The sequence below is a fragment of the Helicobacter sp. CaF467b genome (genome assembly GCF_022664765.1).
In the GTDB taxonomy this organism is placed as follows: domain Bacteria; phylum Campylobacterota; class Campylobacteria; order Campylobacterales; family Helicobacteraceae; genus Helicobacter_D; species Helicobacter_D colisuis.
Genome location: NZ_JALAIY010000001.1, coordinates 549235 through 569110, shown reverse-complemented (window position 1 = coordinate 569110; position 19876 = coordinate 549235). Strand labels below are relative to the sequence as shown.

The 19876-nt window shown below is 34.4% G+C and carries 32 protein-coding genes; 5 read left to right on the top strand and 27 right to left on the bottom strand.

Going from position 1 to position 19876, the window contains the following annotated elements; translation table 11 throughout:
• Window positions 1-3: 3 nt before the first annotated feature.
• Genes MKD52_RS02950 through rpsJ form a run of 15 tightly spaced genes read right to left on the bottom strand, consistent with a single transcriptional unit; the run spans window position 4 to window position 6181 of the window.
• Window positions 4-189, bottom strand: a complete 186-nt coding sequence (locus MKD52_RS02950; RefSeq protein ID WP_006655282.1) for a type Z 30S ribosomal protein S14 — start codon at window positions 187-189, stop codon at window positions 4-6.
• Window positions 182-736: a 50S ribosomal protein L5 gene (gene rplE, locus MKD52_RS02945; protein WP_112057508.1), complete on the bottom strand. Its 555-nt coding sequence runs from the start codon at window positions 734-736 to the stop codon at window positions 182-184. The genes MKD52_RS02950 and rplE overlap by 8 nt, the downstream gene beginning before the upstream one ends.
• 3 nt (window positions 737-739) lie before the next feature.
• Complete coding sequence (rplX, locus tag MKD52_RS02940; RefSeq protein WP_006655280.1) at window positions 740-970, bottom strand: 50S ribosomal protein L24; 231 nt, start codon at window positions 968-970, stop codon at window positions 740-742.
• Window positions 970-1338: a 50S ribosomal protein L14 gene (rplN, locus tag MKD52_RS02935; RefSeq protein ID WP_006655279.1), complete on the bottom strand. Its 369-nt coding sequence runs from the start codon at window positions 1336-1338 to the stop codon at window positions 970-972. The genes rplX and rplN overlap by 1 nt, the downstream gene beginning before the upstream one ends.
• Window positions 1335-1601, bottom strand: coding sequence for a 30S ribosomal protein S17 (gene rpsQ / locus MKD52_RS02930; RefSeq protein ID WP_006655278.1), 267 nt, complete (start codon window positions 1599-1601; stop codon window positions 1335-1337). Before rpsQ ends, rplN begins: the two co-directional genes overlap by 4 nt.
• Complete coding sequence (rpmC, locus tag MKD52_RS02925) at window positions 1601-1795, bottom strand: 50S ribosomal protein L29 (RefSeq protein WP_006655277.1); 195 nt, start codon at window positions 1793-1795, stop codon at window positions 1601-1603. Before rpmC ends, rpsQ begins: the two co-directional genes overlap by 1 nt.
• Complete coding sequence (gene rplP, locus MKD52_RS02920; protein WP_006655276.1) at window positions 1782-2207, bottom strand: 50S ribosomal protein L16; 426 nt, start codon at window positions 2205-2207, stop codon at window positions 1782-1784. Before rplP ends, rpmC begins: the two co-directional genes overlap by 14 nt.
• 2 nt (window positions 2208-2209) lie before the next feature.
• Window positions 2210-2917 (bottom strand): 30S ribosomal protein S3, encoded by a 708-nt coding sequence (gene rpsC, locus MKD52_RS02915; protein ID WP_006655275.1) that lies wholly within the window; start codon window positions 2915-2917, stop codon window positions 2210-2212.
• A complete protein-coding gene (rplV, locus tag MKD52_RS02910; RefSeq protein ID WP_112057509.1) occupies window positions 2917-3246 on the bottom strand; it encodes a 50S ribosomal protein L22 in 330 nt (109 codons plus the stop codon). The genes rpsC and rplV overlap by 1 nt, the downstream gene beginning before the upstream one ends.
• A gap of 11 nt (window positions 3247-3257) precedes the next feature.
• Entirely contained in the window at window positions 3258-3539 is a 282-nt protein-coding gene (gene rpsS / locus MKD52_RS02905) for a 30S ribosomal protein S19 (protein WP_006655274.1), read from the bottom strand.
• A gap of 9 nt (window positions 3540-3548) precedes the next feature.
• A complete protein-coding gene (gene rplB / locus MKD52_RS02900) occupies window positions 3549-4376 on the bottom strand; it encodes a 50S ribosomal protein L2 (protein ID WP_112057510.1) in 828 nt (275 codons plus the stop codon).
• A 10-nt stretch (window positions 4377-4386) separates the two neighbouring features.
• Window positions 4387-4668: a 50S ribosomal protein L23 gene (locus tag MKD52_RS02895; protein WP_112057511.1), complete on the bottom strand. Its 282-nt coding sequence runs from the start codon at window positions 4666-4668 to the stop codon at window positions 4387-4389.
• Window positions 4669-4670: 2 nt separating this feature from the next.
• Complete coding sequence (gene rplD / locus MKD52_RS02890) at window positions 4671-5285, bottom strand: 50S ribosomal protein L4 (RefSeq protein WP_242099190.1); 615 nt, start codon at window positions 5283-5285, stop codon at window positions 4671-4673.
• Window positions 5282-5860, bottom strand: coding sequence for a 50S ribosomal protein L3 (gene rplC, locus MKD52_RS02885; protein WP_242099189.1), 579 nt, complete (start codon window positions 5858-5860; stop codon window positions 5282-5284). The genes rplD and rplC overlap by 4 nt, the downstream gene beginning before the upstream one ends.
• Window positions 5861-5869: 9 nt before the next feature.
• Window positions 5870-6181 (bottom strand): 30S ribosomal protein S10, encoded by a 312-nt coding sequence (gene rpsJ / locus MKD52_RS02880; protein WP_006656785.1) that lies wholly within the window; start codon window positions 6179-6181, stop codon window positions 5870-5872.
• A 173-nt stretch (window positions 6182-6354) separates the two neighbouring features.
• Here rpsJ and MKD52_RS02875 point away from each other — a divergent pair, with 173 nt between their 5' ends.
• Window positions 6355-7413 (top strand): ATP-binding protein, encoded by a 1059-nt coding sequence (locus tag MKD52_RS02875; RefSeq protein WP_242099188.1) that lies wholly within the window; start codon window positions 6355-6357, stop codon window positions 7411-7413.
• Between the two features lie 39 nt (window positions 7414-7452).
• Here MKD52_RS02875 and leuC read toward each other — a convergent pair whose 3' ends face one another.
• Genes leuC through MKD52_RS02820 form a run of 11 tightly spaced genes read right to left on the bottom strand, consistent with a single transcriptional unit; the run spans window position 7453 to window position 16147 of the window.
• The gene (leuC, locus tag MKD52_RS02870) at window positions 7453-8718 is read right to left on the bottom strand and encodes a 3-isopropylmalate dehydratase large subunit (RefSeq protein ID WP_242099187.1); all 1266 of its coding nucleotides are present in this window, start codon (window positions 8716-8718) and stop codon (window positions 7453-7455) included.
• A gap of 2 nt (window positions 8719-8720) precedes the next feature.
• The gene (hisG, locus tag MKD52_RS02865; RefSeq protein WP_112057516.1) at window positions 8721-9338 is read right to left on the bottom strand and encodes an ATP phosphoribosyltransferase; all 618 of its coding nucleotides are present in this window, start codon (window positions 9336-9338) and stop codon (window positions 8721-8723) included.
• On the bottom strand, window positions 9335-9973 hold the full coding sequence (locus MKD52_RS02860) for a type III pantothenate kinase (RefSeq protein ID WP_112057517.1): 639 nt from the start codon (window positions 9971-9973) through the stop codon (window positions 9335-9337). Before MKD52_RS02860 ends, hisG begins: the two co-directional genes overlap by 4 nt.
• Before the next feature lies 1 nt (window position 9974).
• The gene (locus MKD52_RS02855; protein ID WP_242099186.1) at window positions 9975-10988 is read right to left on the bottom strand and encodes a hypothetical protein; all 1014 of its coding nucleotides are present in this window, start codon (window positions 10986-10988) and stop codon (window positions 9975-9977) included.
• Window positions 10978-11568 (bottom strand): hypothetical protein, encoded by a 591-nt coding sequence (locus MKD52_RS02850; protein WP_242099185.1) that lies wholly within the window; start codon window positions 11566-11568, stop codon window positions 10978-10980. The genes MKD52_RS02855 and MKD52_RS02850 overlap by 11 nt, the downstream gene beginning before the upstream one ends.
• Before the next feature lie 15 nt (window positions 11569-11583).
• Window positions 11584-12018, bottom strand: coding sequence for a dUTP diphosphatase (gene dut / locus MKD52_RS02845; protein ID WP_242099184.1), 435 nt, complete (start codon window positions 12016-12018; stop codon window positions 11584-11586).
• Window positions 12019-12026: 8 nt separating this feature from the next.
• Complete coding sequence (greA, locus tag MKD52_RS02840; RefSeq protein WP_112057560.1) at window positions 12027-12512, bottom strand: transcription elongation factor GreA; 486 nt, start codon at window positions 12510-12512, stop codon at window positions 12027-12029.
• A gap of 56 nt (window positions 12513-12568) precedes the next feature.
• On the bottom strand, window positions 12569-13696 hold the full coding sequence (gene lpxB / locus MKD52_RS02835; RefSeq protein WP_242099183.1) for a lipid-A-disaccharide synthase: 1128 nt from the start codon (window positions 13694-13696) through the stop codon (window positions 12569-12571).
• Between the two features lie 22 nt (window positions 13697-13718).
• Window positions 13719-14336, bottom strand: a complete 618-nt coding sequence (locus tag MKD52_RS02830; RefSeq protein ID WP_242099182.1) for a hypothetical protein — start codon at window positions 14334-14336, stop codon at window positions 13719-13721.
• The gene (locus MKD52_RS02825; protein WP_112057522.1) at window positions 14326-14940 is read right to left on the bottom strand and encodes an NUDIX hydrolase; all 615 of its coding nucleotides are present in this window, start codon (window positions 14938-14940) and stop codon (window positions 14326-14328) included. The genes MKD52_RS02830 and MKD52_RS02825 overlap by 11 nt, the downstream gene beginning before the upstream one ends.
• Window positions 14915-16147, bottom strand: coding sequence for a peptidoglycan DD-metalloendopeptidase family protein (locus MKD52_RS02820; protein ID WP_112057523.1), 1233 nt, complete (start codon window positions 16145-16147; stop codon window positions 14915-14917). The genes MKD52_RS02825 and MKD52_RS02820 overlap by 26 nt, the downstream gene beginning before the upstream one ends.
• A 145-nt stretch (window positions 16148-16292) precedes the next feature.
• Between MKD52_RS02820 and MKD52_RS02815 the strand changes: the two genes are divergently transcribed.
• The 4 genes from MKD52_RS02815 to flgK all read left to right on the top strand — a co-directional run bounded on the left by MKD52_RS02815 (window position 16293) and on the right by flgK (window position 19111).
• A complete protein-coding gene (locus MKD52_RS02815; protein WP_112057524.1) occupies window positions 16293-16487 on the top strand; it encodes a hypothetical protein in 195 nt (64 codons plus the stop codon).
• Between the two features lie 61 nt (window positions 16488-16548).
• On the top strand, window positions 16549-16788 hold the full coding sequence (locus MKD52_RS02810) for a flagellar biosynthesis anti-sigma factor FlgM (protein WP_242099181.1): 240 nt from the start codon (window positions 16549-16551) through the stop codon (window positions 16786-16788).
• 27 nt (window positions 16789-16815) lie between these two features.
• Window positions 16816-17271 carry a hypothetical protein gene (locus MKD52_RS02805; RefSeq protein WP_181566549.1) on the top strand — a complete coding sequence of 152 codons (456 nt, stop codon included), beginning with the start codon at window positions 16816-16818 and terminating at the stop codon, window positions 17269-17271.
• Between the two features lie 10 nt (window positions 17272-17281).
• The gene (gene flgK / locus MKD52_RS02800; RefSeq protein ID WP_242099180.1) at window positions 17282-19111 is read left to right on the top strand and encodes a flagellar hook-associated protein FlgK; all 1830 of its coding nucleotides are present in this window, start codon (window positions 17282-17284) and stop codon (window positions 19109-19111) included.
• Here flgK and MKD52_RS02795 read toward each other — a convergent pair.
• Window positions 19108-19875, bottom strand: a complete 768-nt coding sequence (locus MKD52_RS02795; protein ID WP_242099179.1) for a TIGR02757 family protein — start codon at window positions 19873-19875, stop codon at window positions 19108-19110. The two genes, flgK and MKD52_RS02795, sit on opposite strands and share 4 nt — an antisense overlap.
• Window position 19876: the final 1 nt, after the last annotated feature.

Below are 19876 nucleotides of genomic sequence, written 5' to 3'. Positions count from 1 at the left end.
CCCTTACCAACTTGCTTTTCTAAGTCCTGGAATCAAGCCTTCATTTCCCATCTTGCGAAGGCAAACACGGCAAATACCAAAATCTCTATAAACAGAATGTGGTCTTCCGCAAATTGAACATCTTGTATAAGCTCTTACTTTAAATTTAGGCTTTCTATTAGCCTTTGCAATCATAGATTTCTTAGCCATTTATTTTTCCTTTTGCAAAAGGTAAGCCAAAAAGCTCTAGAAGTTTCAAGGCATCTTTATCGTTTTTTGCCGAAGTAACAAAAGTGATATTCATACCATGGCTTACCATAATATCATCATATACAACCTCAGGGAAAATTAATTGCTCATTTACACCAAAGCTATAATTTCCTCTTCCATCAAACCCATTGCGCGGAATCCCTCTGAAGTCCTTTACTCTAGGAAGTGCGATTACGATAAGCTTTTCTAGGAAGTTATACATTTGATTTCCTCTTAAAGTTACCTTAACTCCCATTGGCATTCCCTCACGCATTTTAAATCCAGCAACAGATTTTTTAGCGCTTGTAATCACTGCTTTTTGTCCAGCAATCAAAGAAATTGTATCTGCAATATTTTGCATAATTTTAGTATCTTTTGCGTACATACCAGCACCCACGCTAATAACAATCTTCTCAAGCTTTGGCAAAAGCATAGGGTTTTTGATTCCTAATTCTTCTGCTAATTTTGACTTAATTTCATTTTTATAGGCGGTTTTTAATTGATACATAGATTAATCCTCCGCTTTTTTTACATTTGAAATATGAATCGGCATTTCTTTTTCAATAAAGCCACCTTTTGGATTCTTATCTGTTGGCTTTACGGCTTTTTTAGCCAATTTGCAACCTTCTACCACAACTTGTGAAGACTTAGGAATTACACGCAAAATTTTTGCTTTTTTGCCTTTGTCATCACCTGTGATGATTTCTACCATATCGCCTTTTTTGATCTTAAACTTAGCCATTATAATACCTCCGGCGCCAATGAAACAATTTTCATAAAATTAGCATAACGAATTTCTCTGCCAACAGGTCCAAAAATACGCGTTCCAATAGGCTCTCTTTTGCTGTCTAAAATAACAGCTGCATTGTCATCAAAACGAATTAGCGCACCATCTTCGCGGTGAATCTCTTTTTTAGTTCTTACCACTACTGCTTTGACAACTTGTCCTTTTTTTACTTTTCCACTAGGAAGAGCTTTTTTAACTGAAGCAACAATCACATCGCCAACTGTGGCATAACGTCTTTTGCTGCCACCTAATACCTTAATGCACATTATTTCTTTTGCACCACTATTATCAGCGACATTCAATCTTGTAAAACTTTGAATCATAATTCAACTCCCACAGATACTACTTTGTGGAGTGTAAAAGCTTTTCTTTTAGAAATTGGCTTACATTCAATCGCCTCAATTACATCTCCTACTTTTACGCTATTGTTTTCATCATGCACAATATAGCGTTTAAATCTCTTTACAATTTTTCTATATTTTGGGTGGATAACACGTCTTTCAACTAAAATTGTTGCACTTTTATCTCCAGCTTTTGTTACAACTTTTCCAGAGATAATTCTTTTATGTGGTTGAACACTGCTCATTATTCAGCCCTCCTTTTTGCATTCATTGCAGTTTTGATTCTTGCAATATCTTTTCTTGTTGCTTTAAGCTCACTTGTATTTGTTTGTTGCATAGTTCTAAGTTTCAAATTAAGCTCAAACAAAGAAGTTTCTTTTTCTTTTAGAAGCTCTTGCAATTCTTGAATACTTTTCTCATTAATCTCAGTATATTTCATTCTCGCCCTCTCTTGTTACAATTTTTGTTTTAAAAGGGAGTTTGCTTTGTGCTAATGCCAAGGCACTTCTTGCTAAAGTCTCATCAACACTGCCCATTTCATAAATAATTCTACCAGGCTTAATATTCATAACCCACTTATCAACAGCACCCTTACCTTTACCCATACGAGTTTCAAGAGGCTTTGCAGTTAATGGTTTATCAGGGAATACCCTAATCCATACCATACCTGTTCTCTTTGTTGCACGAGTCATTGCAATACGCGCTGCTTCAATTTGTCTTGAATCAATTCTACCATGTTCAATAGCCTTAATTCCAAATTCACCAAAAGCTAAAGAAGTGCCACGGAATGCTTTTCCTCTATTGCGCCCTTTCATTTGCTTTCTGTATTTTGTTTTCTTTGGCATTAGCATAGTTATTGCCCCCTTCTCTTTCTAGTTGGACGAGTTGCTTTTGCTTCGCCCTCTTCTTGTGGCTTCTCAGCTTGAATTCCTTTTTGAAGAACTTCCCCTTTAAAAATCCAAACCTTAACACCAATATTTCCATAAGTTGTTAAAGCCTCTGCAAAACCATAATCAATTTTGGCTCTTAGTGTATGAAGTGGGATTCTTCCTTCCATATACCACTCTGTTCTTGCCATTTCAGCACCCGCTAAACGACCAGAAACTTTGACTTTGATTCCTTTAGCTCCAGATTTCATCGCACCTTGCATCACTTTTTTCATCGCACGGCGGAATGCTACGCGTCTTTCAAGCTGTGTTGCAACACTTTCAGCAGCTAATTGTGCATTGCTTTGTGGTTTCTTCACTTCTTTAATGTTTAAGAAAATATCTTTATTAACAATTTTATTAAGTGATTCTTTTAATTTTTCAACATCAGCGCCTTTTTTACCAATGATAATTCCCGGTCTTGCTGCTACCACAGTTACACGCACTTTTCTTGCAGTTCTCTCAATCAAAATATCACTCACACCTGCATAATAAAGCTCTTTTTTAAGGAACTTTCTAATTTTATAATCCTCTGCAACATTTTGTGGTGCTGTTGCAAATGAAGGAAACCATCTTGATTCCCAATTTCTATTTATACCAAGTCTTAGACCAATCGGATTAACTTTTTGACCCATTACTTATCCTTACTTTTTTGTGCTACTTCTACGAAAATATGTGAAGTAGGTTTTCTTACTGGAGTTGCTCGACCTCTTGCTCTAGGTGTAAAACGTCTAAGCACAGGACCCGCATCAACTCTACAAGATGAAACAATAACATTCTCTGCTTCATAGCCCCCATTTGCAACCGCTGATGCAATCACTTTAGAAATAATTTTTGCCGCTTTGTTTGGCATAAACTCTAAAGAAGCGATTGCTAATTCAGCATTCATTCCTTGAACCTCTCGTGCAATTAATCTTGCTTTTGTAGGTGAAAGGCGGATATATCGTAATAATGCTTTACTCATCTCTCTCTCCCTTACTTACCGATTTTCTTTTGGACACTACCTTTGTGCCCTTTAAAGGTTCTTGTAGGTGCAAATTCACCCAACTTATAACCAACATGGTTTTCTGTTACATAAACAGGAACGAAAGCTCTACCATTATGAACATTAAAAGTAAATCCAATCATTTCTGGAATGATGGTGCTTCTGCGAGACCATGTTTTAATAGGTTTGTTGTCTTTTGCTTCTTTTGCTTTAAGCACTTTTTTCATCAAATGCTCATCAACAAAAGGACCTTTTTTTATCGATCTAGCCATTTATTTTCCTTATTTTTTTCTTCTTGAAATAATAAGCTTATCGCTTGCTTTTTTTCTTCTTGTTTTATAACCTTTTGCTGGCATACCCCATGGAGATACAGGATGTCCGCTTGAGCCTGTCTTACCTTCACCACCACCATGTGGGTGATCTACTGGGTTCATCGCACTACCTCTTGTTTGTGGGCGAATACCTAGATGTCTGCTTCGACCTGCTTTACCAATATTAATATTTGCAAAATCTTCATTACCAACTACCCCAATAGTTGCCATACATTCACCTAAAATATATCGCATTTCACCACTTGGCATTCTGATAATAGAATATTTACCTTCTCTTCCCATAAGTTGTGCACTAGCACCCGCACTTCTTGCAAGCTGACCACCACGACCTGGATACATTTCTATGTTATGCACAACTGTTCCAATAGGAATATTTTTAAGTTTCATTGCATAACCCAAACGAATATCCAAACCACCTTCTGCAGAAATAATAGTATCTCCTACTTTTAAACCACTCGGTTGAATGATATATCTCTTATCACCATCTTTATAAGTTACAAGTGCGATTCTACAATTTCTGTATGGATCGTATTCAATGGTGCTTACTTTACCTTCAATGTTAAATTTATTGCGTTTAAAATCAATGATACGATAAAGCTTTTTAGCACCACCCTCTTTGTGTCGGCTAGTGATTCTACCATTGTTATTGCGCCCCGCATGGACAGGAAGTTTAACTAATAATTTTCTTACACTAGCTTTTGCTGTGATATTCTCTGAGCTTAAATTGCTCATAAATCTTCTACTTGGAGTGTATGGTTTGTAAGTTTTGATTGCCATGTTTTACTCCTTAAACTGCCAATGATTCAATTTTTGCACCTTCTGGAAGTTTTACAAAAAACTTTTTGAAGTCGCTTCTTTTACCAATAACACCACGGAATCTTTTTACTTTTCCTTCTTGTCTTAAAGAATTGATTGCAAGTGGAGTCACACCAAAATATTCTTTAAACACTTCTTTTAGTTGTGTCTTACTTAGTTTTGGAGAAGTCTGAACCACAAGGACATTTTGCTCTTGAAGCTTTAAAGATTTCTCTGTATACATAATTGCTTTAATATCTGTAATACTTGCCATTTTTAACCCTCTTTTGTGATAGCTTCAAAAAGTGCTTTTTCAATCACCACAGATCTAAATGTTGCTGCTAAATATGCATTAAGTTCAGCACCATCAATCAAGTAACAATTTTTAAGATTTCTAAAAGCTAAATATGTTTTCTCATCAAACATTTCAGAAACCAATAAAACATTTCTTTGATTCAAAGCTTTAAACATTGCATTAGCATCTTTTGTTTTACCGCTTGAAATTTGAATCTTATCTACAACAAACAAGCTACCATTATCTGCTTTTTCTTGCAATGCGTATTGTAAAGCAAGCTTTTTTTGTTTTTTATTAACTTTTAGATTGTAGTTTCTGTTGTTGCTAGGACCATGAGAAACACCACCACCAACAAACACTGGCGAAGTGATACTCCCTGCCCTTGCTCTACCACCACCTTTTTGACTCCATGGTTTTTTACCACCACCGCTAACTTTGCCGCGTGTTTTCGCCATCGCATTATTAGCGCGCATTGAAGCTAAAAAAGATTTAATATAGAGATAAAGATTGTGAGAATTGATCGCCTTATAACTTTCTGGCAATTGCAATTCGCCACTTTTATTCAATCCATTATCTAAAATAATTGCCTTACTCATTTTACAACCTTTAACTTACCAAATGCGCCATTAAATCCAGGAACAGAACCCTTTAAAACAAGCACATTATTTTCTTTATCAAATGAAATGATTTCATTTTGAACGGTAACTTTTTCATTTCCATAATGTCCTGCCATTTTTTTACCCGGCTGAACACGACCTGGCCACTCACGATTTCCAATTGAACCTGGAGCTCTGTGGAATCGACTACCATGAGCACCTGGACCACCTTGGAAATTCCAGCGTTTCATAACACCGCTAAAGCCTCTACCTTTTGTATTAAAGGAAACTTTTGCTCTTTTTGCACTTTCTAAAATCGCTAAATCCAAATCACCCACTTCTGCATTGCTTACTTCAATGGTTGCAAACTTATTAAATTCTTTATCCAAATTATATTTTTTTTGTTGCCCCGCAATCGCTTTGTTAAGTATTTTTCCTTGATGATAAGCAACAAGCGCCTTACCACCTTCTAAAACTTCGCAAACCTTTGCAGTTTTAACTTTTAACAATGTTACAGGAATACTTGGTTTAGCAACGGTTCTACTCATTCCAATTTTTTCTACTAAAAATTCCATTTATAACCCTTATTTATCCATTGAACGGACTTCTACATCCACTTCAGGAGCCATATCTAATTTCGTAAGACTATCCACCGTCTCCGGAGTTGCTGAAACAATATCAATCACTCTGCAATGAACACGAATTTCAAATTGTTCCCTTGAATCTTTATTGATATGAGGAGATTTTAAGACTGTGTATCGTCTTTTTTTAGTTGGGAGTGGAATAGGACCACGAATCTCTGCACCTGTTCTCTTGACGGCTTCCACGATTGAAACAACCGATCTATCAAGAACGCGATGATCATACGCTTTCAACTTAAGTCTAATTTTTTCCATTTTTTTTCCTTATAAAGAACTCATTGATTGAATCAATGCCATGTTTTGGAAGCCGAAATTATACTTAAAACTCGCACTTTTGTGAAGTTTTTTTAGAGAATTTTTGTAATTTATTTCCTTTTAAAAAGGAAATAAATAAAATATCACTCCACAAATATTCTAAGGATTGTTTTATGCTTTTAGAAATTCTTTTTGAAAGTTATCCCAAAAATTTTTCAAAAGTTCATCGCAAACACACTTTAAGTCTCAAACCTCAACACTTAATTTATGGCAGCAAAAATATTGGAAAAACTGATTTTATTTTGCAATACTACCAACAAGAATCTTTTAAAAATCTCAAAAAACTCTACATTAATCTCTCTGATTCTAAAATCAATTCCTATCAAGATCTCAATAATCTTGAATCCTTTTGCCACAAAAAAAACATTGAAGTTTTGATTCTTGATTCTTACACTCCAGAATTTCCACTCCCAAATCTCCCCTATATCACGCTAATTAGCCAATTTCCCTATGAGCTTCCACATTTTCAAACCCAAGAAATGCCACCCATAACTTTCAAAGAATATCTCCAAATCCACAAACAAACTCCCCATGATTCTTTTAATCACTATCTTAAATACGGCAATCTTTTTGAAGCAGAAACCCTTAATGAATATAAAAAAGGTGAATTACTAAAATCATTTGCCAACGATAAAACAAACTTTTGGATTCTAAGAAATTTCATTCAAAATCTTGGATTAAAAGTCTCTCTCCATCAAATCTACACCAAACTCAAAAAAGAAGGAAAAATCTCTAAAGATCGATTCTATGAATACGCCAATATTTTAAAAGAGAGCAAAACACTCTTTTGGGTAGAAAAATTTGAACACGATCTTGCTCCCAAGAAGCTTTATTTTTATGATTTCACACTCAAAAATGCTGTTAGTTATGAGCGAAATTTTTCTACACTTTTTGAAAATATGGTTTTTTTGGAGCTACTCTATAATTTCAAAGAAGTGGTATTTTTTACTGATAAGCTTGATTTTTATCTACCTAATTCTATGCTTGGGATTCTTTGTTTGCCTTTTATTCAATTCCAAACTTTAGAACAAAAACTTAATAAGATAATTAAAGAAAGAGAATTTTGTGAGAAATTTATTATTATCACACTAAACCAAAAAGCACAAGGCGAGAATCTCGGCACCCCCTATACGATTTTGCCTTTTAGTGAATTTAGCACTTCTTCTCTATAACGCAAAAAGTAATATTTATTCAATTAGCAATCTTTGTCTCTAATCTCTTGGATCGGCAATTTTACCCCTTATCGCACTCATAGCTGCCACTGCAGAATTTGCTAAATATACTTCTGAACTTCTTGCTCCCATTCTTCCCACAAAATTACGATTAGTTGTTGAGACACAGCGTTCATTATCGCCTAAAATCCCCATATATCCACCCAAACAAGCTCCACAAGTCGGATTAGAAATCAACGCACCTGATTCTAATAAAATATCAATATATCCAAGCTGATGTGCTTCTTTGTAGATTTGTTGAGTTCCAGGAGTAATAATAAGGCGAACATCCTTATGCACTTTCTTACCTTTTAAAATCTCACTTGCAATTTTCAAATCTGCTAATCTACCATTTGTGCAACTTCCAATAAAAACTTGATCAATTTTTAATTCATCTTTGACCGCTTGAGAGATACTCTTACCATTACTAGGCAAAAAGGGATAGGCGATTACTGGTTCTAATGTGCTAATATCAATTTTCAAAACCCTTGTGTAATTAGCATCTTCATCAGAATAAAACTCTTTAGGCTTTGCGCGCAATTCCTTGCGTGAAGCCAAAAACTCACGCGTAATTTCATCTGAAGCAATGATTCCATTTTTTGCACCTGCTTCAATCGCCATATTACAGAGCGAAAATCGATCATCCATACTTAGATATTGTATGCCATCTCCGCAAAATTCCAAAGTTTGATACAAAGCCCCATCCACGCCAATTTGTCTTATCACTTCTAAAATCAAATCCTTACCATAAATGTGCTTTGCGGGCTTACCTACAAATTCTACCTTAATGGCATTTGGAATCTTAAACCAATTTTTACCTGTAATCATCGCATAAGCCAAATCCGTGCTTCCCATACCTGTGCTAAATGCGCCCAAAGCTCCGTGAGTGCAGGTGTGTGAATCAGCCCCAATAATCACATCTCCACTCACAACCAAGCCTTTTTCGGGTAAGAGAGCGTGTTCTATTCCCATATCCTTTTCATCAAAGAAATGCTTTAAATTATGCTTTTTAGCAAAATCGCGACTGATTTTTGCTTGATTAGCACTAGCAATATCTTTAGCGGGAATAAAATGATCCATCACTATACAGAATCCATCTGGATTGGCAAGACTTTCTGCGCCACTTTGCTCAAATGCTTTGATTGATAAAGGAGTGGTAATGTCATTTCCAATCACCATATCAATAGGACAATCCACTATTTCACCTGCATAAACCTCTTTGCCTACATGTTCTGAAAAAATTTTCTCTGTAATTGTCTGACCCATTTTCAATCCTTTTTGATATAGTTTTTAAAATACTTTTGAATCTCCAAAATTTCTCTCTTTTGCATATAAAAGCTATTTGGATTTGCCACTAAATACGCACTAACTTCCATAATCACCGCATCTATTTTAAGATTATTTTGCTCTAGTGTATTTCCAGTTTCAACCAAATCCACAATAGCATCTGCCATTCCTACAAGTGGTGCTAACTCAATAGAGCCATAGAGCTTGATAATATCTACACTAATGGCTTTTTTAGAAAAATAAGCCTTTGTGATATTTTCCATTTTAGTTGCAATTTTTAAGTTTGGCTTTGAAAAATCCAAGACTACATCTTTGGGCGAACCAATAGCAACCCTGCACTTCCCAAATTCTAAATCTAGCAATCTCACTAAATGGCTTTGCTTCTCTTCTAAAACATCTAATCCCACAATCCCAATATCAGCCGCACCTCTCTCCACATAGACAGGCACATCTTGACTTCTTACAAGCATAAATTCAAAATTTTGTTTTTTGAGAATCAATTTTCTATCTTCAAAATCTAACGGACTTTGCAAATATCCTTCAAAAATCTTCAATGCTTCTTGTGCAATTCTTCCCTTTGGCAATGCGATTTTTATCATAAATAGATTCCTTTGGAAGTAATTTTTGTTGTAATAATATTTTGCATTCCTTTAAAAATAAGTAAATCATCATAAATTGCATTTTCAAAAAAACGCGAGAGAAATTTTCCATCGCCACCTGTAAAATAAATTTTTTTATTTTTAGAAAAATTTTCTATTAAAAGCATTATAGGCTTTAAAACCCCATAACTAACAGCATCTTTAGTGTTTTGTGGAAAAGTATCCAAGGGGACAGAGAGATTAATCCCGCAATCTAGAATTGGAATAGATTTGAAACTTTTTTGCATCTGCGCAATCCCTGGCAAAATACAACCCCCCAAATGCAAACCACCATGCATAACATCTAATGTAATTGCACTCCCTGCATCAATAATAACGCCATCGCTAATGGCATTGCAAGCTGCAATCCTATCAATTCCCAAACCCTTATAATTAGTATCCAAACTCATATAAGGCGTAAGATCAAAACAATAAGGATGCGACAAAAGAAGCGATCTTGTTGATTCTTGATTAACACTAATGTAAATTACCACTTCATTTAAATCTTTTTGGCTAAGATTGTTTCTATTTTCTTTCCAAACTCTACCGCGATAGTAGAAATGTAAAAAAGTATTTCCAATATCACAAAGAATCATTTCAATTCACTTCTAATATTTCATCACCCACAAAAATCTTACCTGTTGCTGAAAATGTCGGTTTTTTGATTTTATTTGGCAAAGCAAAAATCTGCCACTCTTGTAAATCTTCACTTAAACTTATCAGATAACCCTGTGTTTCTAAAACCATAATTTTATCTCCGTGATTTGCTGCGCTAAAATGTGCAAAGGGGAATTTTTGGCGCCTAATTTCATTTAAATCTTTATCTGTTAAAATCACCTCTCCATCAGTTGTAAAAAGCACAATTTGATCACCAAAAAATAAAATGTCCTGCAAATTAGCATCAAAGGTATTAATAATGCTTGGGCTAACAGAAATAACGCGCTTAGGGGTTGCTGCCACCATTCTATCATTAATGGCTTCTAGAAAAATAACATTATTAAAGTATTTTTCACCTCCATTAACAACAATGCTACGAATCATTTGATGAGTGTTTTTATCTACTATAACAAGCTTACCATCCAAGGTTGGAATAACAGCGATATCGCTCAAAAAATAAGGTGAGGCAATCAAAGTGTTATTAGTGGGTGCTGATGCGTTTTCTTGCTTATATAATGTGCGTCCAAGGTCAAGATCAAAAAGCACAAAAGAGTTATTATCAAAAATAATAGCCGCCAAATTTTCCTCTATAGAAGCGCTAATTGGATTCCCTTCCAAAGCAATAACACTTTCACTAAGCGTTTCTTTATTGATTAATAACATTTCTTTATTGTTAGTTGTTGCGATATAAAACTTCTCTGATTCATTAAGATAGCGTGCATTTTTGGGCAACTTCACTTCTGGAATCTGAGAATATTTAGTAATAAATTGCCCACTTGCTAAAGTTGCTCCATCGCGAGTGATTCCTATAATATCACTTGATAAAGAATCACCATAAGAAATATCATTAGCAATTTCTTCCTCTTTGGGCTCAAAGTAATATTTAGAGCCACATCCACTTAAAAAAGCTAATAAAACAATCCCTACTAGAATCTTTAATGTATTATTTGGCATGATTAATTCCTTTAATGGTTAAATGTTCTAAAGAGTTTGCAATTTCTCTAATAGCCGAATCATTAGGAATCTTTGCCAAAATTGCCTTTGCTTCCTTGGTATTTCCCTTTTTAATCTCCAAAAAGGCAGCTTCAAGATAGCCTAATTCATTAGAATCTTTAGAGTTAAGCTCTTTTAAATCTTCCTTTAAACTTATATTTTGCTGTTTTGAAAGCCTTGCAATCATAGGATCTTTTGAAGATTCAAGTTCTTTGAGCATTGCTGCATTCTCTTCTTTTAGAGCTTTTTGATAAAGATACAAATCATAAAGCAAACTTTTTGAATCTTTAAGACTAGCAATAGCTACCTCATCACCCAAAAGTGCTTTTTGATAAAGTGATGAATTTTTTTCTTTTTGTTGCTCCTGATAATATCTATTAACACTATAACCAACACCTAATATCACCAAAAATGCTATAACTATCACCAAAGGAATCTTATATCGCTTAAACCACCCCTCAAATCGTATTAAACTCTCCAGCATTTTTTCATCATTATTGATTTCTTCTTTAATATAATCTACATTTTGCTTTAAGCTCAAAACTTCTCCTTTTGCCTATGATTTACCCGTGCTACCAAATCCGCCCTCACCGCGCTTAGTCTCATCAAGCACTTCCACTTCTTTGATTTTAGCTTGTTTGACTTTACACAAGACTGCTTGGGCGATTCTATCGCCTTTGTTAATCACAAAGTCTTCATTGCCAAGATTCATCATAATCACTTTAATTTCTCCGCGGTAATCGCTATCAATTGTTCCTGGGGTATTAAGCAGAGTAATCCCATACTGCAAGGCTAAACCACTTCTTGGGCGCACTTGTATCTCATAACCCTCTTTAAAGCTAAAAGCTAAGCCTGTTGGAATCAAAGCCCATTTGCCAGCAGGAATAGTAGCAGACTGCACTGCACACAAATCAAATCCTGCAGAACCTTGTGTTTGATATTTTGGTAAAATCGCCTCTGGGACTAATTTTCTTATTTTTAAAATTGCCATTTTTCTACCTAAAATTGAATTTCTTTATAGCAAATATCTAAAATTTCATAATCCACTTTGCCTTTGGGAAGTTGAATTGTTACCTCATCGCCAATAACCTTTCCTAAAAGCTGCTTTGCCAAAGGCGAATGATAGGAAATTAAACCTTTATCTGGATTACTCTCAGTTGCTCCAACAATTGTATAACAAAACTGCTCTTCACTATCCAAATCTTCTAGCGTAATAGTTGATCCAAAGCTTACTTTATCGTGAGCAATAGTGCTTGGATCAATCACACGAGCCTCTGCGACAAGCTGTGTCAATTCATTAATCCGCGCATCTAAAAAGAGTTGCCTTTCTCTTGCGGCGTGGTATTCGGCATTTTCCTTTAAATCCCCATGTTCTCTTGCGGTGTCAATTTCTTTAATGTTGTTTGGTCGCTCGACTTCCTTAAGATTTTTTAACTCATTAATTAGCTTATTATAGCCATATTCTGTCATTGGTTGCACAAAAATCTCCAAAATACTGAAAATAATTTATAATACTATGCTAAAGAGAGTTAAAAAGCCCTTTAGTTTTGTAAATTTTTCACAAAATTTTCAATTTTTCTTGCACAATTTTCTGCACTTCCATTTTTTAAATATTCCATTAATTTTTCTTTCTGTGCAAAAAATTTCTCATTATCAAATTCATAAAAGGCTTTTAAGAGAGCTTCTACTTTTACTTGATCTTGTAAAAATTCTGGATGAATAGGAAAATTTTGTGGATTACTATTGTTTTTAGGTAATCCATACGCAAGGAATTCCAAAAAAATATTAGCCAATCCAATATAATTAAGCTTTACCAATCTTTTTGCAATCCAATAATCAAGCCACCTTGCCTTATAAACTAAAATTGTAGGAATTCCAAGAAGTGTGGATTCTAGTGTTGCTGTTCCACTGCAAACAAAAGCAAACTCACAGCGCCCTAATCCTTCATAGGTCTCAAAAGAAATCTCAAAATCCTCCAAATCCCCATAAATTTCTAATAAATTACGATTTTTAAAATGCTTTGGAACAATCAATAATCCCTTTTTATTAATCTTTTTTAAATGCTTAATAAGCTTTTTAAAAATAGGAAAAAGGGCTTTAATCTCAGAAATTCTTGACCCAGGCATAAAAGCTATAAGATTACTAGAATTAACCTTTGTATAAGAAAAAGGTATCTCATCTAATAAAGGATGCCCTACATACGAAAAATTTGAAGTTTTTGGATAATAATGACCCTCAAATGGTAAAATCCCCCACAATGAATCGCAAAAAACAGAAAGAATCTTTGCCCTATAAGGTTTCCACGCCCACACTTGTGGCAAGATATAATAGACCAAATGCGGTTTATTTTTAGCTTGATGAAGTGACTTAAGCAAGGGTATATTAAACGATGAAGAATCCATAAAAAGCGCGAAATCACATTCTTTTGCTAATGCGACTAGAGATTTTTTAATCCTAAAAAACTTGGGTATCAACCCCAAAACTCCAACAAATCCCATTACTCTAAATTCATTAGGACTAAAAGTGCTCTCTATCTTTAAAGCTTCAGAATCAAAAATCCCACAAATTTCAAAATCTACTTCTCTTTTTTGTAATGCGTTTAATAAATAATAAAGATGAATATTAGCTGAATATTCCAAGGCTGAGACAAAGATTTTGATTTTTTTCATTTTGAATTTTACTCTAAGTCTTCTAGAGGATTTCGTTATAAGAATCTTCGTATTTCTTCTGACATTGATTCTTTAAATCTCGCACTTCCAAAAGCATTTTTGCAATCTCCAAATCCAGTGATTTTAAATGCTCCAAAAACACTTTTATGCGCTCATAAAGCCTCTGTGCTTCAGCTAAGGTTACATAGGAATTAGCAGGTTTGGCAACCAACTTTTTATGCTGTTGATAAGAGACTTCTAGCTTTTGTAAGGCATTTGGCTTTGTGGGCAATGTAGTGTCTATTTTTCCTAAATGCTCTTTCAAATCTTCACACAAACCTTCAAGATTTGAAAAATCATAGCAAATCCCCTCTAAAACGCTCTTAGAATCTAATTCATCTAGTTCTTTTTGTTTTTGCGTTAAAGCTTGTTCTAAAAGCTTATTTTTAGTTTCTAATTCTTGGTTTTGAGAAAGCAAAAGGGCGTTTTTTGCAGAAATTTCATTAAAACTATCAATAAGCGATTCTCTATCTTTTGATAGAGTTTCATATTCCTTATTAAATTCTTTTTTTGCTTTTTCAAAAATCTCATAAATTTGCCAAACTTCTTTAATTTCATCAAGTTTTCTTGTGATTTCTTGAAGTGCAAAATCACCTTTCATTATTTTTTTCCTTAAAATACCACAAAAAGGCAAACATAACTCCAGAGGTTTTAGGATAAGTCTCATCTAATACAAAGGAATAAGCCTCTGTGCGCGGAACAAAAATAACTTCAATATTCTCATCATCAATCCCCCCTCCCTTATGAACTCTAAATTCCTCATCTATTTGTGCAAAAAACAAGGTTTGTTTGCTACCTGCAAACCCAACAGAACTATAAAATTCTGTAATTTTCTCTATTTTTTCTAATGGAACACTATAACCACATTCTTCCAAAATTTCTTCTTGCACAATTTCTTTTAGAGTCTTATTTGGCTTATCTGTAATCCCTGCGCACAACTCATAGGTATAGCCAATCTCACACTTTAGATTCCTATTTTCTCTTACTTGTTCTTTCAAAAAAACTGCGGGGCGAAATTGCTTAACCACCACAAAAGAATCTTTTTGTTTATGATAAAGCAGAACTGCAACGCTATCGTGTGCTTCAATAATATCCCAACTTCTCTCTCTACCATTTTCACAAAAGAGCATTCTTTTGGGCTTAATATAAAGCGATGATTCACAAGCACAAAAACGAATATTAGTTATTTCTTTTGGAGTCTTCATCATTTCCTATTTCCTCGCTAAGATACACTATATAGGAATTTTGCATTTTTTTAAAAGGCTCATTTTCAAGATTATTAGCCAAAATAGTTTCTAACTGATTCTGGAATGATTTTGCAAGAATAGAAAATTTCTCTTTCTCTTTATCCTTAAGCTTAATAGTTGCAATTCTTAAATGTTTTTGCGGGTTAATAGCACTGCCATTTTTATAAAGTCCAAAATGCAAATGAGGACCTGTGCTAAGCCCTGTGCTCCCAACGGTTCCTATTTGTTTGCCTTGAGAAACATAAACCCCCGCCCTAATCCCTTTGTTTATTTTATGCATATGTCCATAAAGAGTGCGATAGCCATTTTCATGTTGAATAATCACAGTTTTACCATACCCGCCTTTAGTTCCTGCAAAAATCACTTTGCCTTGAGAGGCTGCTTTGATTGGAGTGTGTCTTGGTGCGGCATAATCTGTGCCTAAATGCGGTCGTTTATAGCCAAGAATTGGGTGCTTTCTCCCCATTGAAAAATGAGAGGAGATTCTCTTGTATTTCAATGGAATCATAAAAAGATATTTATTTAAATTATTTCCCTCCAAATCATAAAAATTTCCATCATCAAAGCGAACAACATACTTTTTCTCATTGCTTGTTTTTAAAATAGAAGCCTTGATATTAGGACTACCAAAAACCTTTCCTAATCTATATTTTCGCTCATAAATGATAGCTAATTTATCACCTTTTTTGATTTGTCTTTTAAAATTCACACTTCCTTTGTAAGCTTGAATAAAATCTGAAGCAAGAAAGGTATCGCCAGTGTATTTTACAATATCATTATAAAGCGAACTTTCCACAGAAAGGGCTATATTATGCTCTTTTTCAAAATAAACAATTGGGATGGCACGCATTCCATAAGTCGCATCTTCTTTGTAAATATGCAGTTGAGAGTTTTCATTAATAGGTATCAAGGCTTGCAGTAATTTTCCCTCTTCATCATAAAGGGTGTAAAAAGTATTTCCACTAACAATTTCATCGGCTAATTCTTTATCTTCGCGCGGCAAGTCATAATAAACCTTAAGAGGAATTGAATTTTTTTCAAAAAATGTTAGCAGAGTCTGCCCATTTTCCCATTGAGATTCTTGAATATTTGCCGCCACTAAACTTGACAAAAAACACCCAAAAACAAAAAAAACTCTAAACACAAAAATCCTAACTTGCTGCATATGACCTCTTTTATTGTGGAATCTTTAGAAAAATATTAAAGTCCTAGATTATACCACAATAAAAGAATCTTTTAAAGATATTAAGACCAAACTTAATCTAAAAAATAAGAAAATTTGCTATACTTTTAAAGCTAAAAGGAATAAAATGAAAGATTGGTTTATACCTTCCATTGGCTTTGGGTTGTTTATTTATTTTATGCTTTTTGTCATACTTTATACCATAAAAATTGGGGGAGCAAATATTCCGCTTTATGATATGAAAGACTATGTAGCACCGCCAAAGACCGAAACAGAGAAGTTTTTGCAAGACATTTCTAAAAATATCAGAAAAAAACTTTAGTTTTAAAAAAAATGGTCGATTTATTGAGATATAAAACTTACACCAAAAGAAGGAAAAAGTAATGATTAGTCACTTAATGAGTAATTCTGCTTTTTCAAGCACGATTAATCAAATAAACAATAAAAATACATCACCGGTTAATCAAGCCAAAAATGAGCAGATAGAAGATAGACAAAAAACCTCTTCACAAAAGGCTTCTTCTTCTAGAGTAGAAGAAATCAAAAATGCCATTAAAAATGGTAATTATCAAATCAATCTAAAGGAGAGTGCAGAGAAATTGGCACAAGAATTGCTTAGATAGTAGATAATTCACTTTTAGGAGTTATCTATGTCTTTGCAATTTTTAAAAGATGCATTAGAGGACATTAAAGCACTCATTGCAATTACAGAACAAGATATTTCAGATATCAAAGAAGCAAAAAACGAACCTATTTTTGCCAGAATCGCACAAAAAGAAGAGCTAACAAGTTCCTTTATCCGCAAAAAAGAAGCTTACGCCAAAAGCATTGAAACAAAACTAAAAAAAGACTATCCAAACGCTACACTTGCCGATCTAAGCTATGAGGAAAAACAAAAGCTTTTGGGAGAAGGCGCAAGCGAATTCACCGCACAACTTCACGATAAACTTGAAGAATTAAAAAAACTTAATTATCGCTTTGGAAAAATGTCATTAGCAGTTTCTGAATTCTACACTTCACTATTGCGCAACATTGTTCCTGTAGAGCAACAAGGCTATAGCAAAAGCACTCTAAGCAATTCTTCTTTCTTAAAAACTGAAGTTTAGGGGAGAAGCTATGGGTGGATTACTTTCTTCTTTAAACACTCCTTATACTGGACTAACCGGACATCAAGTTATGGTAGATACGGTGAGTCACAATATTGCAAATGCTAATAATGAATTTTACTCCCGCCAAGTGGTTAGAAGTTCAGCACAAACACCACTTCAAACTTCATCAAATTATGTCATCGGACAAGGATTAAATATCCTAAGCGTTGAGCGTATCCATGATGAATACACTTTTTCTCGCTACAAAAAAGCAAGTGCGGAAAAAACCTTTTATGAAAAAAACTTTGAAGGCTTAAAAGAAGCCTCATCTTACTATCCCGAAGTTGATGGAGTGGGCATCTATAATGACTTGCAAAACTATTTTAATGCTTGGAAAGATTTATCGACCAAATCCGGAGATTCTGCACAAAAAATTGCCCTTGCTGAACAAGCATCCACACTTGCTAACAATATCTCTAACACAAGAGATAGGCTTGTAAATCTTCAAAAAAGCTTAAACAATGAACTTAAGGTGGCAGTTGATGAAGTTAATCGCCTAGGGGAGCAAATTGCGCAGCTTAATAAGAAAATCGCTGAATATGAATATAAAGAGCTCAATCAAAAAGCCAATGATTTAAGGGATTTAAGAGATCAATATGAATTTGAAATCAATAATCTCATTGGGTGTGATGTTTTTAAACAAGGTGTTATGGGCAGTGCTTGTGTGAATGAAAATATTGCTGATTTTGATGATGGCTACACTCTCACTGTTGGCGGAAAAGCTATTGTTGATGGCGCTTCATTTCATCCACTCACTCTTGATAATTCTCAAAATCCAAGCGGAATCTATACAATTAAATATCTAAGAAGCGATCATAAAGAATACAATCTTACCAATGCTATCAATGAAGGAAAAGTAGGTGCTATACTTGATTTAATCCGCACTGAAGAAGTGTTAGATTGCAATGGAACTTTGGGCAAATTACAGGTTTATATCAATGATTTAGACACCTTTGCAAATGGGCTCATTGAAGCAACCAACAACATTTATGCACAAAGTTCGCAGCTAAGCGCAAAAAGCGACACCTTAAATATCAACAGCCAAGATGCGTTAGTTACTAGCGATTACAATATCAATTCTGGAAGTTTTAAAGTAGTAATGTATAACAAAAAAGGCGAAGAACTTGGCTCAAGAAGTGTTAATATCGACAATCTTACAAGTATGCAAGATGTTTTAGATCAACTCAATGCAAACATTGATGACAATGGCAATATGAATGCTAGTGATGACTTTGATGATCGCTTTGTAGCTACTTACAATAACGAGACAAAGACATTTACCATTACTTCAAAAAATCCTGCTGAGGAAATTTATATTTCTATTCAAGATGATGGGACAAATTTTGCAGGAGCGCTTGGAATCAACCGATTTTTTGCCGGAAATAGCGCGGATAATATTGAACTTGCCGAACCTTACAAAAGCGATGCAACACTAATTCGCGCCTATCGAGAACCTGTTGATGGAAACTTTGAAATTGCTAACCTCATGCAACAGCTCCAATATGACAAAATCACTTTTACAAGTCAAGATGGAACACAACAAAGTGAGACTATTAGTGGATATTTTCGCTATATTGCTGGAAGGGTTTCTTCTCAAACTGAAAGCACACAAATCACACTAGAAACCAAAGAAGCTGTTTATATTTCTGTCAAACAAGAATACAAAGCGATTTCTGAAGTTTCTGTAGATGATGAACTCATTAATCTAATCAAATACCAAAGCGGTTATAGCGCCAATGCCAAAATGGTTTCAACCATCGATGAAATGCTCAATACTCTACTTGGTCTAAAGGGCTAAATAAGTCCTAACTGACCAATTCTATAAAGAGCAAAGTCATATTTGATTGGATCTTTTGAATCTAGCTTTTTTAGAAACTCACTCACTTCTAAAGCTGCCTTTAAATCATAGCTTTTTCTTTTTAGAATACCAAGCTTTTGAGACACTCTAAAGGTATGCGTATCTAAAGGCAAAATCAAATCACTCCGCCTAATCCCCTCCCAAAATCCAAGATCAATGCAATCTTTACGCACCATCCAACGCAAAAACATATTCCAACGCTTCAAAGGAGAATTAGATTGAGGTTTGCCAATGAGAAATTCTAAGCCTTTTGTTGTGTTTTGAAGATTGTTATAGAGATGATTCTGCAAAGCTTCAATTCCCTTTAGTAAAGAATCCTTTTTATAAGCTCGATAAAAAATTTCATATAAATTCCCACTCATTAAAAGAGATTCAAAAAAATCTTGTATTTCATCTTGGTTTTGAAAGCGATAAGGCTTATTTGTGCAATAGGGAATCTCGCTTAAACACGCATTGCTTTGAATGCTTGTTTGCTCCAAAAAATACAAATTACAAGATTCTAAAAATCGCACAATTGCCCTTGCATTTCCATAGGCAAACAAAGCGCAAAAAAGCGCTACTTTATCACTTGTAAATTGTCTTGCAACGCCTAATGGATCGGGCAAATCTGTTGTAATGGAATGATAATGATTAAACGCTTCATATTGCTCTTCTAAGAGATGATACACGAATTTCTTAGAAGGATTTTTGGGAATCTTTATCAAA

What these genes read in the sequence shown, in the direction of transcription:
- MKD52_RS02950 (WP_006655282.1), bottom strand. Translation starts at nt 189, where the DNA reads ATGGCTAAGAAATCTATGATTGCAAAGGCTAATAGAAAGCCTAAATTT.
- rplE (WP_112057508.1), bottom strand. Translation starts at nt 736, where the DNA reads ATGTATCAATTAAAAACCGCCTATAAAAATGAAATTAAGTCAAAATTA.
- rplX (WP_006655280.1), bottom strand. Translation starts at nt 970, where the DNA reads ATGGCTAAGTTTAAGATCAAAAAAGGCGATATGGTAGAAATCATCACA.
- rplN (WP_006655279.1), bottom strand. Translation starts at nt 1,338, where the DNA reads ATGATTCAAAGTTTTACAAGATTGAATGTCGCTGATAATAGTGGTGCA.
- rpsQ (WP_006655278.1), bottom strand. Translation starts at nt 1,601, where the DNA reads ATGAGCAGTGTTCAACCACATAAAAGAATTATCTCTGGAAAAGTTGTA.
- rpmC (WP_006655277.1), bottom strand. Translation starts at nt 1,795, where the DNA reads ATGAAATATACTGAGATTAATGAGAAAAGTATTCAAGAATTGCAAGAG.
- rplP (WP_006655276.1), bottom strand. Translation starts at nt 2,207, where the DNA reads ATGCTAATGCCAAAGAAAACAAAATACAGAAAGCAAATGAAAGGGCGC.
- rpsC (WP_006655275.1), bottom strand. Translation starts at nt 2,917, where the DNA reads ATGGGTCAAAAAGTTAATCCGATTGGTCTAAGACTTGGTATAAATAGA.
- rplV (WP_112057509.1), bottom strand. Translation starts at nt 3,246, where the DNA reads ATGAGTAAAGCATTATTACGATATATCCGCCTTTCACCTACAAAAGCA.
- rpsS (WP_006655274.1), bottom strand. Translation starts at nt 3,539, where the DNA reads ATGGCTAGATCGATAAAAAAAGGTCCTTTTGTTGATGAGCATTTGATG.
- rplB (WP_112057510.1), bottom strand. Translation starts at nt 4,376, where the DNA reads ATGGCAATCAAAACTTACAAACCATACACTCCAAGTAGAAGATTTATG.
- MKD52_RS02895 (WP_112057511.1), bottom strand. Translation starts at nt 4,668, where the DNA reads ATGGCAAGTATTACAGATATTAAAGCAATTATGTATACAGAGAAATCT.
- rplD (WP_242099190.1), bottom strand. Translation starts at nt 5,285, where the DNA reads ATGAGTAAGGCAATTATTTTAGATAATGGATTGAATAAAAGTGGCGAA.
- rplC (WP_242099189.1), bottom strand. Translation starts at nt 5,860, where the DNA reads ATGGAATTTTTAGTAGAAAAAATTGGAATGAGTAGAACCGTTGCTAAA.
- rpsJ (WP_006656785.1), bottom strand. Translation starts at nt 6,181, where the DNA reads ATGGAAAAAATTAGACTTAAGTTGAAAGCGTATGATCATCGCGTTCTT.
- MKD52_RS02875 (WP_242099188.1), top strand. Translation starts at nt 6,355, where the DNA reads ATGCTTTTAGAAATTCTTTTTGAAAGTTATCCCAAAAATTTTTCAAAA.
- leuC (WP_242099187.1), bottom strand. Translation starts at nt 8,718, where the DNA reads ATGGGTCAGACAATTACAGAGAAAATTTTTTCAGAACATGTAGGCAAA.
- hisG (WP_112057516.1), bottom strand. Translation starts at nt 9,338, where the DNA reads ATGATAAAAATCGCATTGCCAAAGGGAAGAATTGCACAAGAAGCATTG.
- MKD52_RS02860 (WP_112057517.1), bottom strand. Translation starts at nt 9,973, where the DNA reads ATGATTCTTTGTGATATTGGAAATACTTTTTTACATTTCTACTATCGC.
- MKD52_RS02855 (WP_242099186.1), bottom strand. Translation starts at nt 10,988, where the DNA reads ATGCCAAATAATACATTAAAGATTCTAGTAGGGATTGTTTTATTAGCT.
- dut (WP_242099184.1), bottom strand. Translation starts at nt 12,018, where the DNA reads ATGGCAATTTTAAAAATAAGAAAATTAGTCCCAGAGGCGATTTTACCA.
- lpxB (WP_242099183.1), bottom strand. Translation starts at nt 13,696, where the DNA reads ATGAAAAAAATCAAAATCTTTGTCTCAGCCTTGGAATATTCAGCTAAT.
- MKD52_RS02830 (WP_242099182.1), bottom strand. Translation starts at nt 14,336, where the DNA reads ATGAAAGGTGATTTTGCACTTCAAGAAATCACAAGAAAACTTGATGAA.
- MKD52_RS02825 (WP_112057522.1), bottom strand. Translation starts at nt 14,940, where the DNA reads ATGAAGACTCCAAAAGAAATAACTAATATTCGTTTTTGTGCTTGTGAA.
- MKD52_RS02820 (WP_112057523.1), bottom strand. Translation starts at nt 16,147, where the DNA reads ATGCAGCAAGTTAGGATTTTTGTGTTTAGAGTTTTTTTTGTTTTTGGG.
- MKD52_RS02815 (WP_112057524.1), top strand. Translation starts at nt 16,293, where the DNA reads ATGAAAGATTGGTTTATACCTTCCATTGGCTTTGGGTTGTTTATTTAT.
- MKD52_RS02810 (WP_242099181.1), top strand. Translation starts at nt 16,549, where the DNA reads ATGATTAGTCACTTAATGAGTAATTCTGCTTTTTCAAGCACGATTAAT.
- MKD52_RS02805 (WP_181566549.1), top strand. Translation starts at nt 16,816, where the DNA reads ATGTCTTTGCAATTTTTAAAAGATGCATTAGAGGACATTAAAGCACTC.
- flgK (WP_242099180.1), top strand. Translation starts at nt 17,282, where the DNA reads ATGGGTGGATTACTTTCTTCTTTAAACACTCCTTATACTGGACTAACC.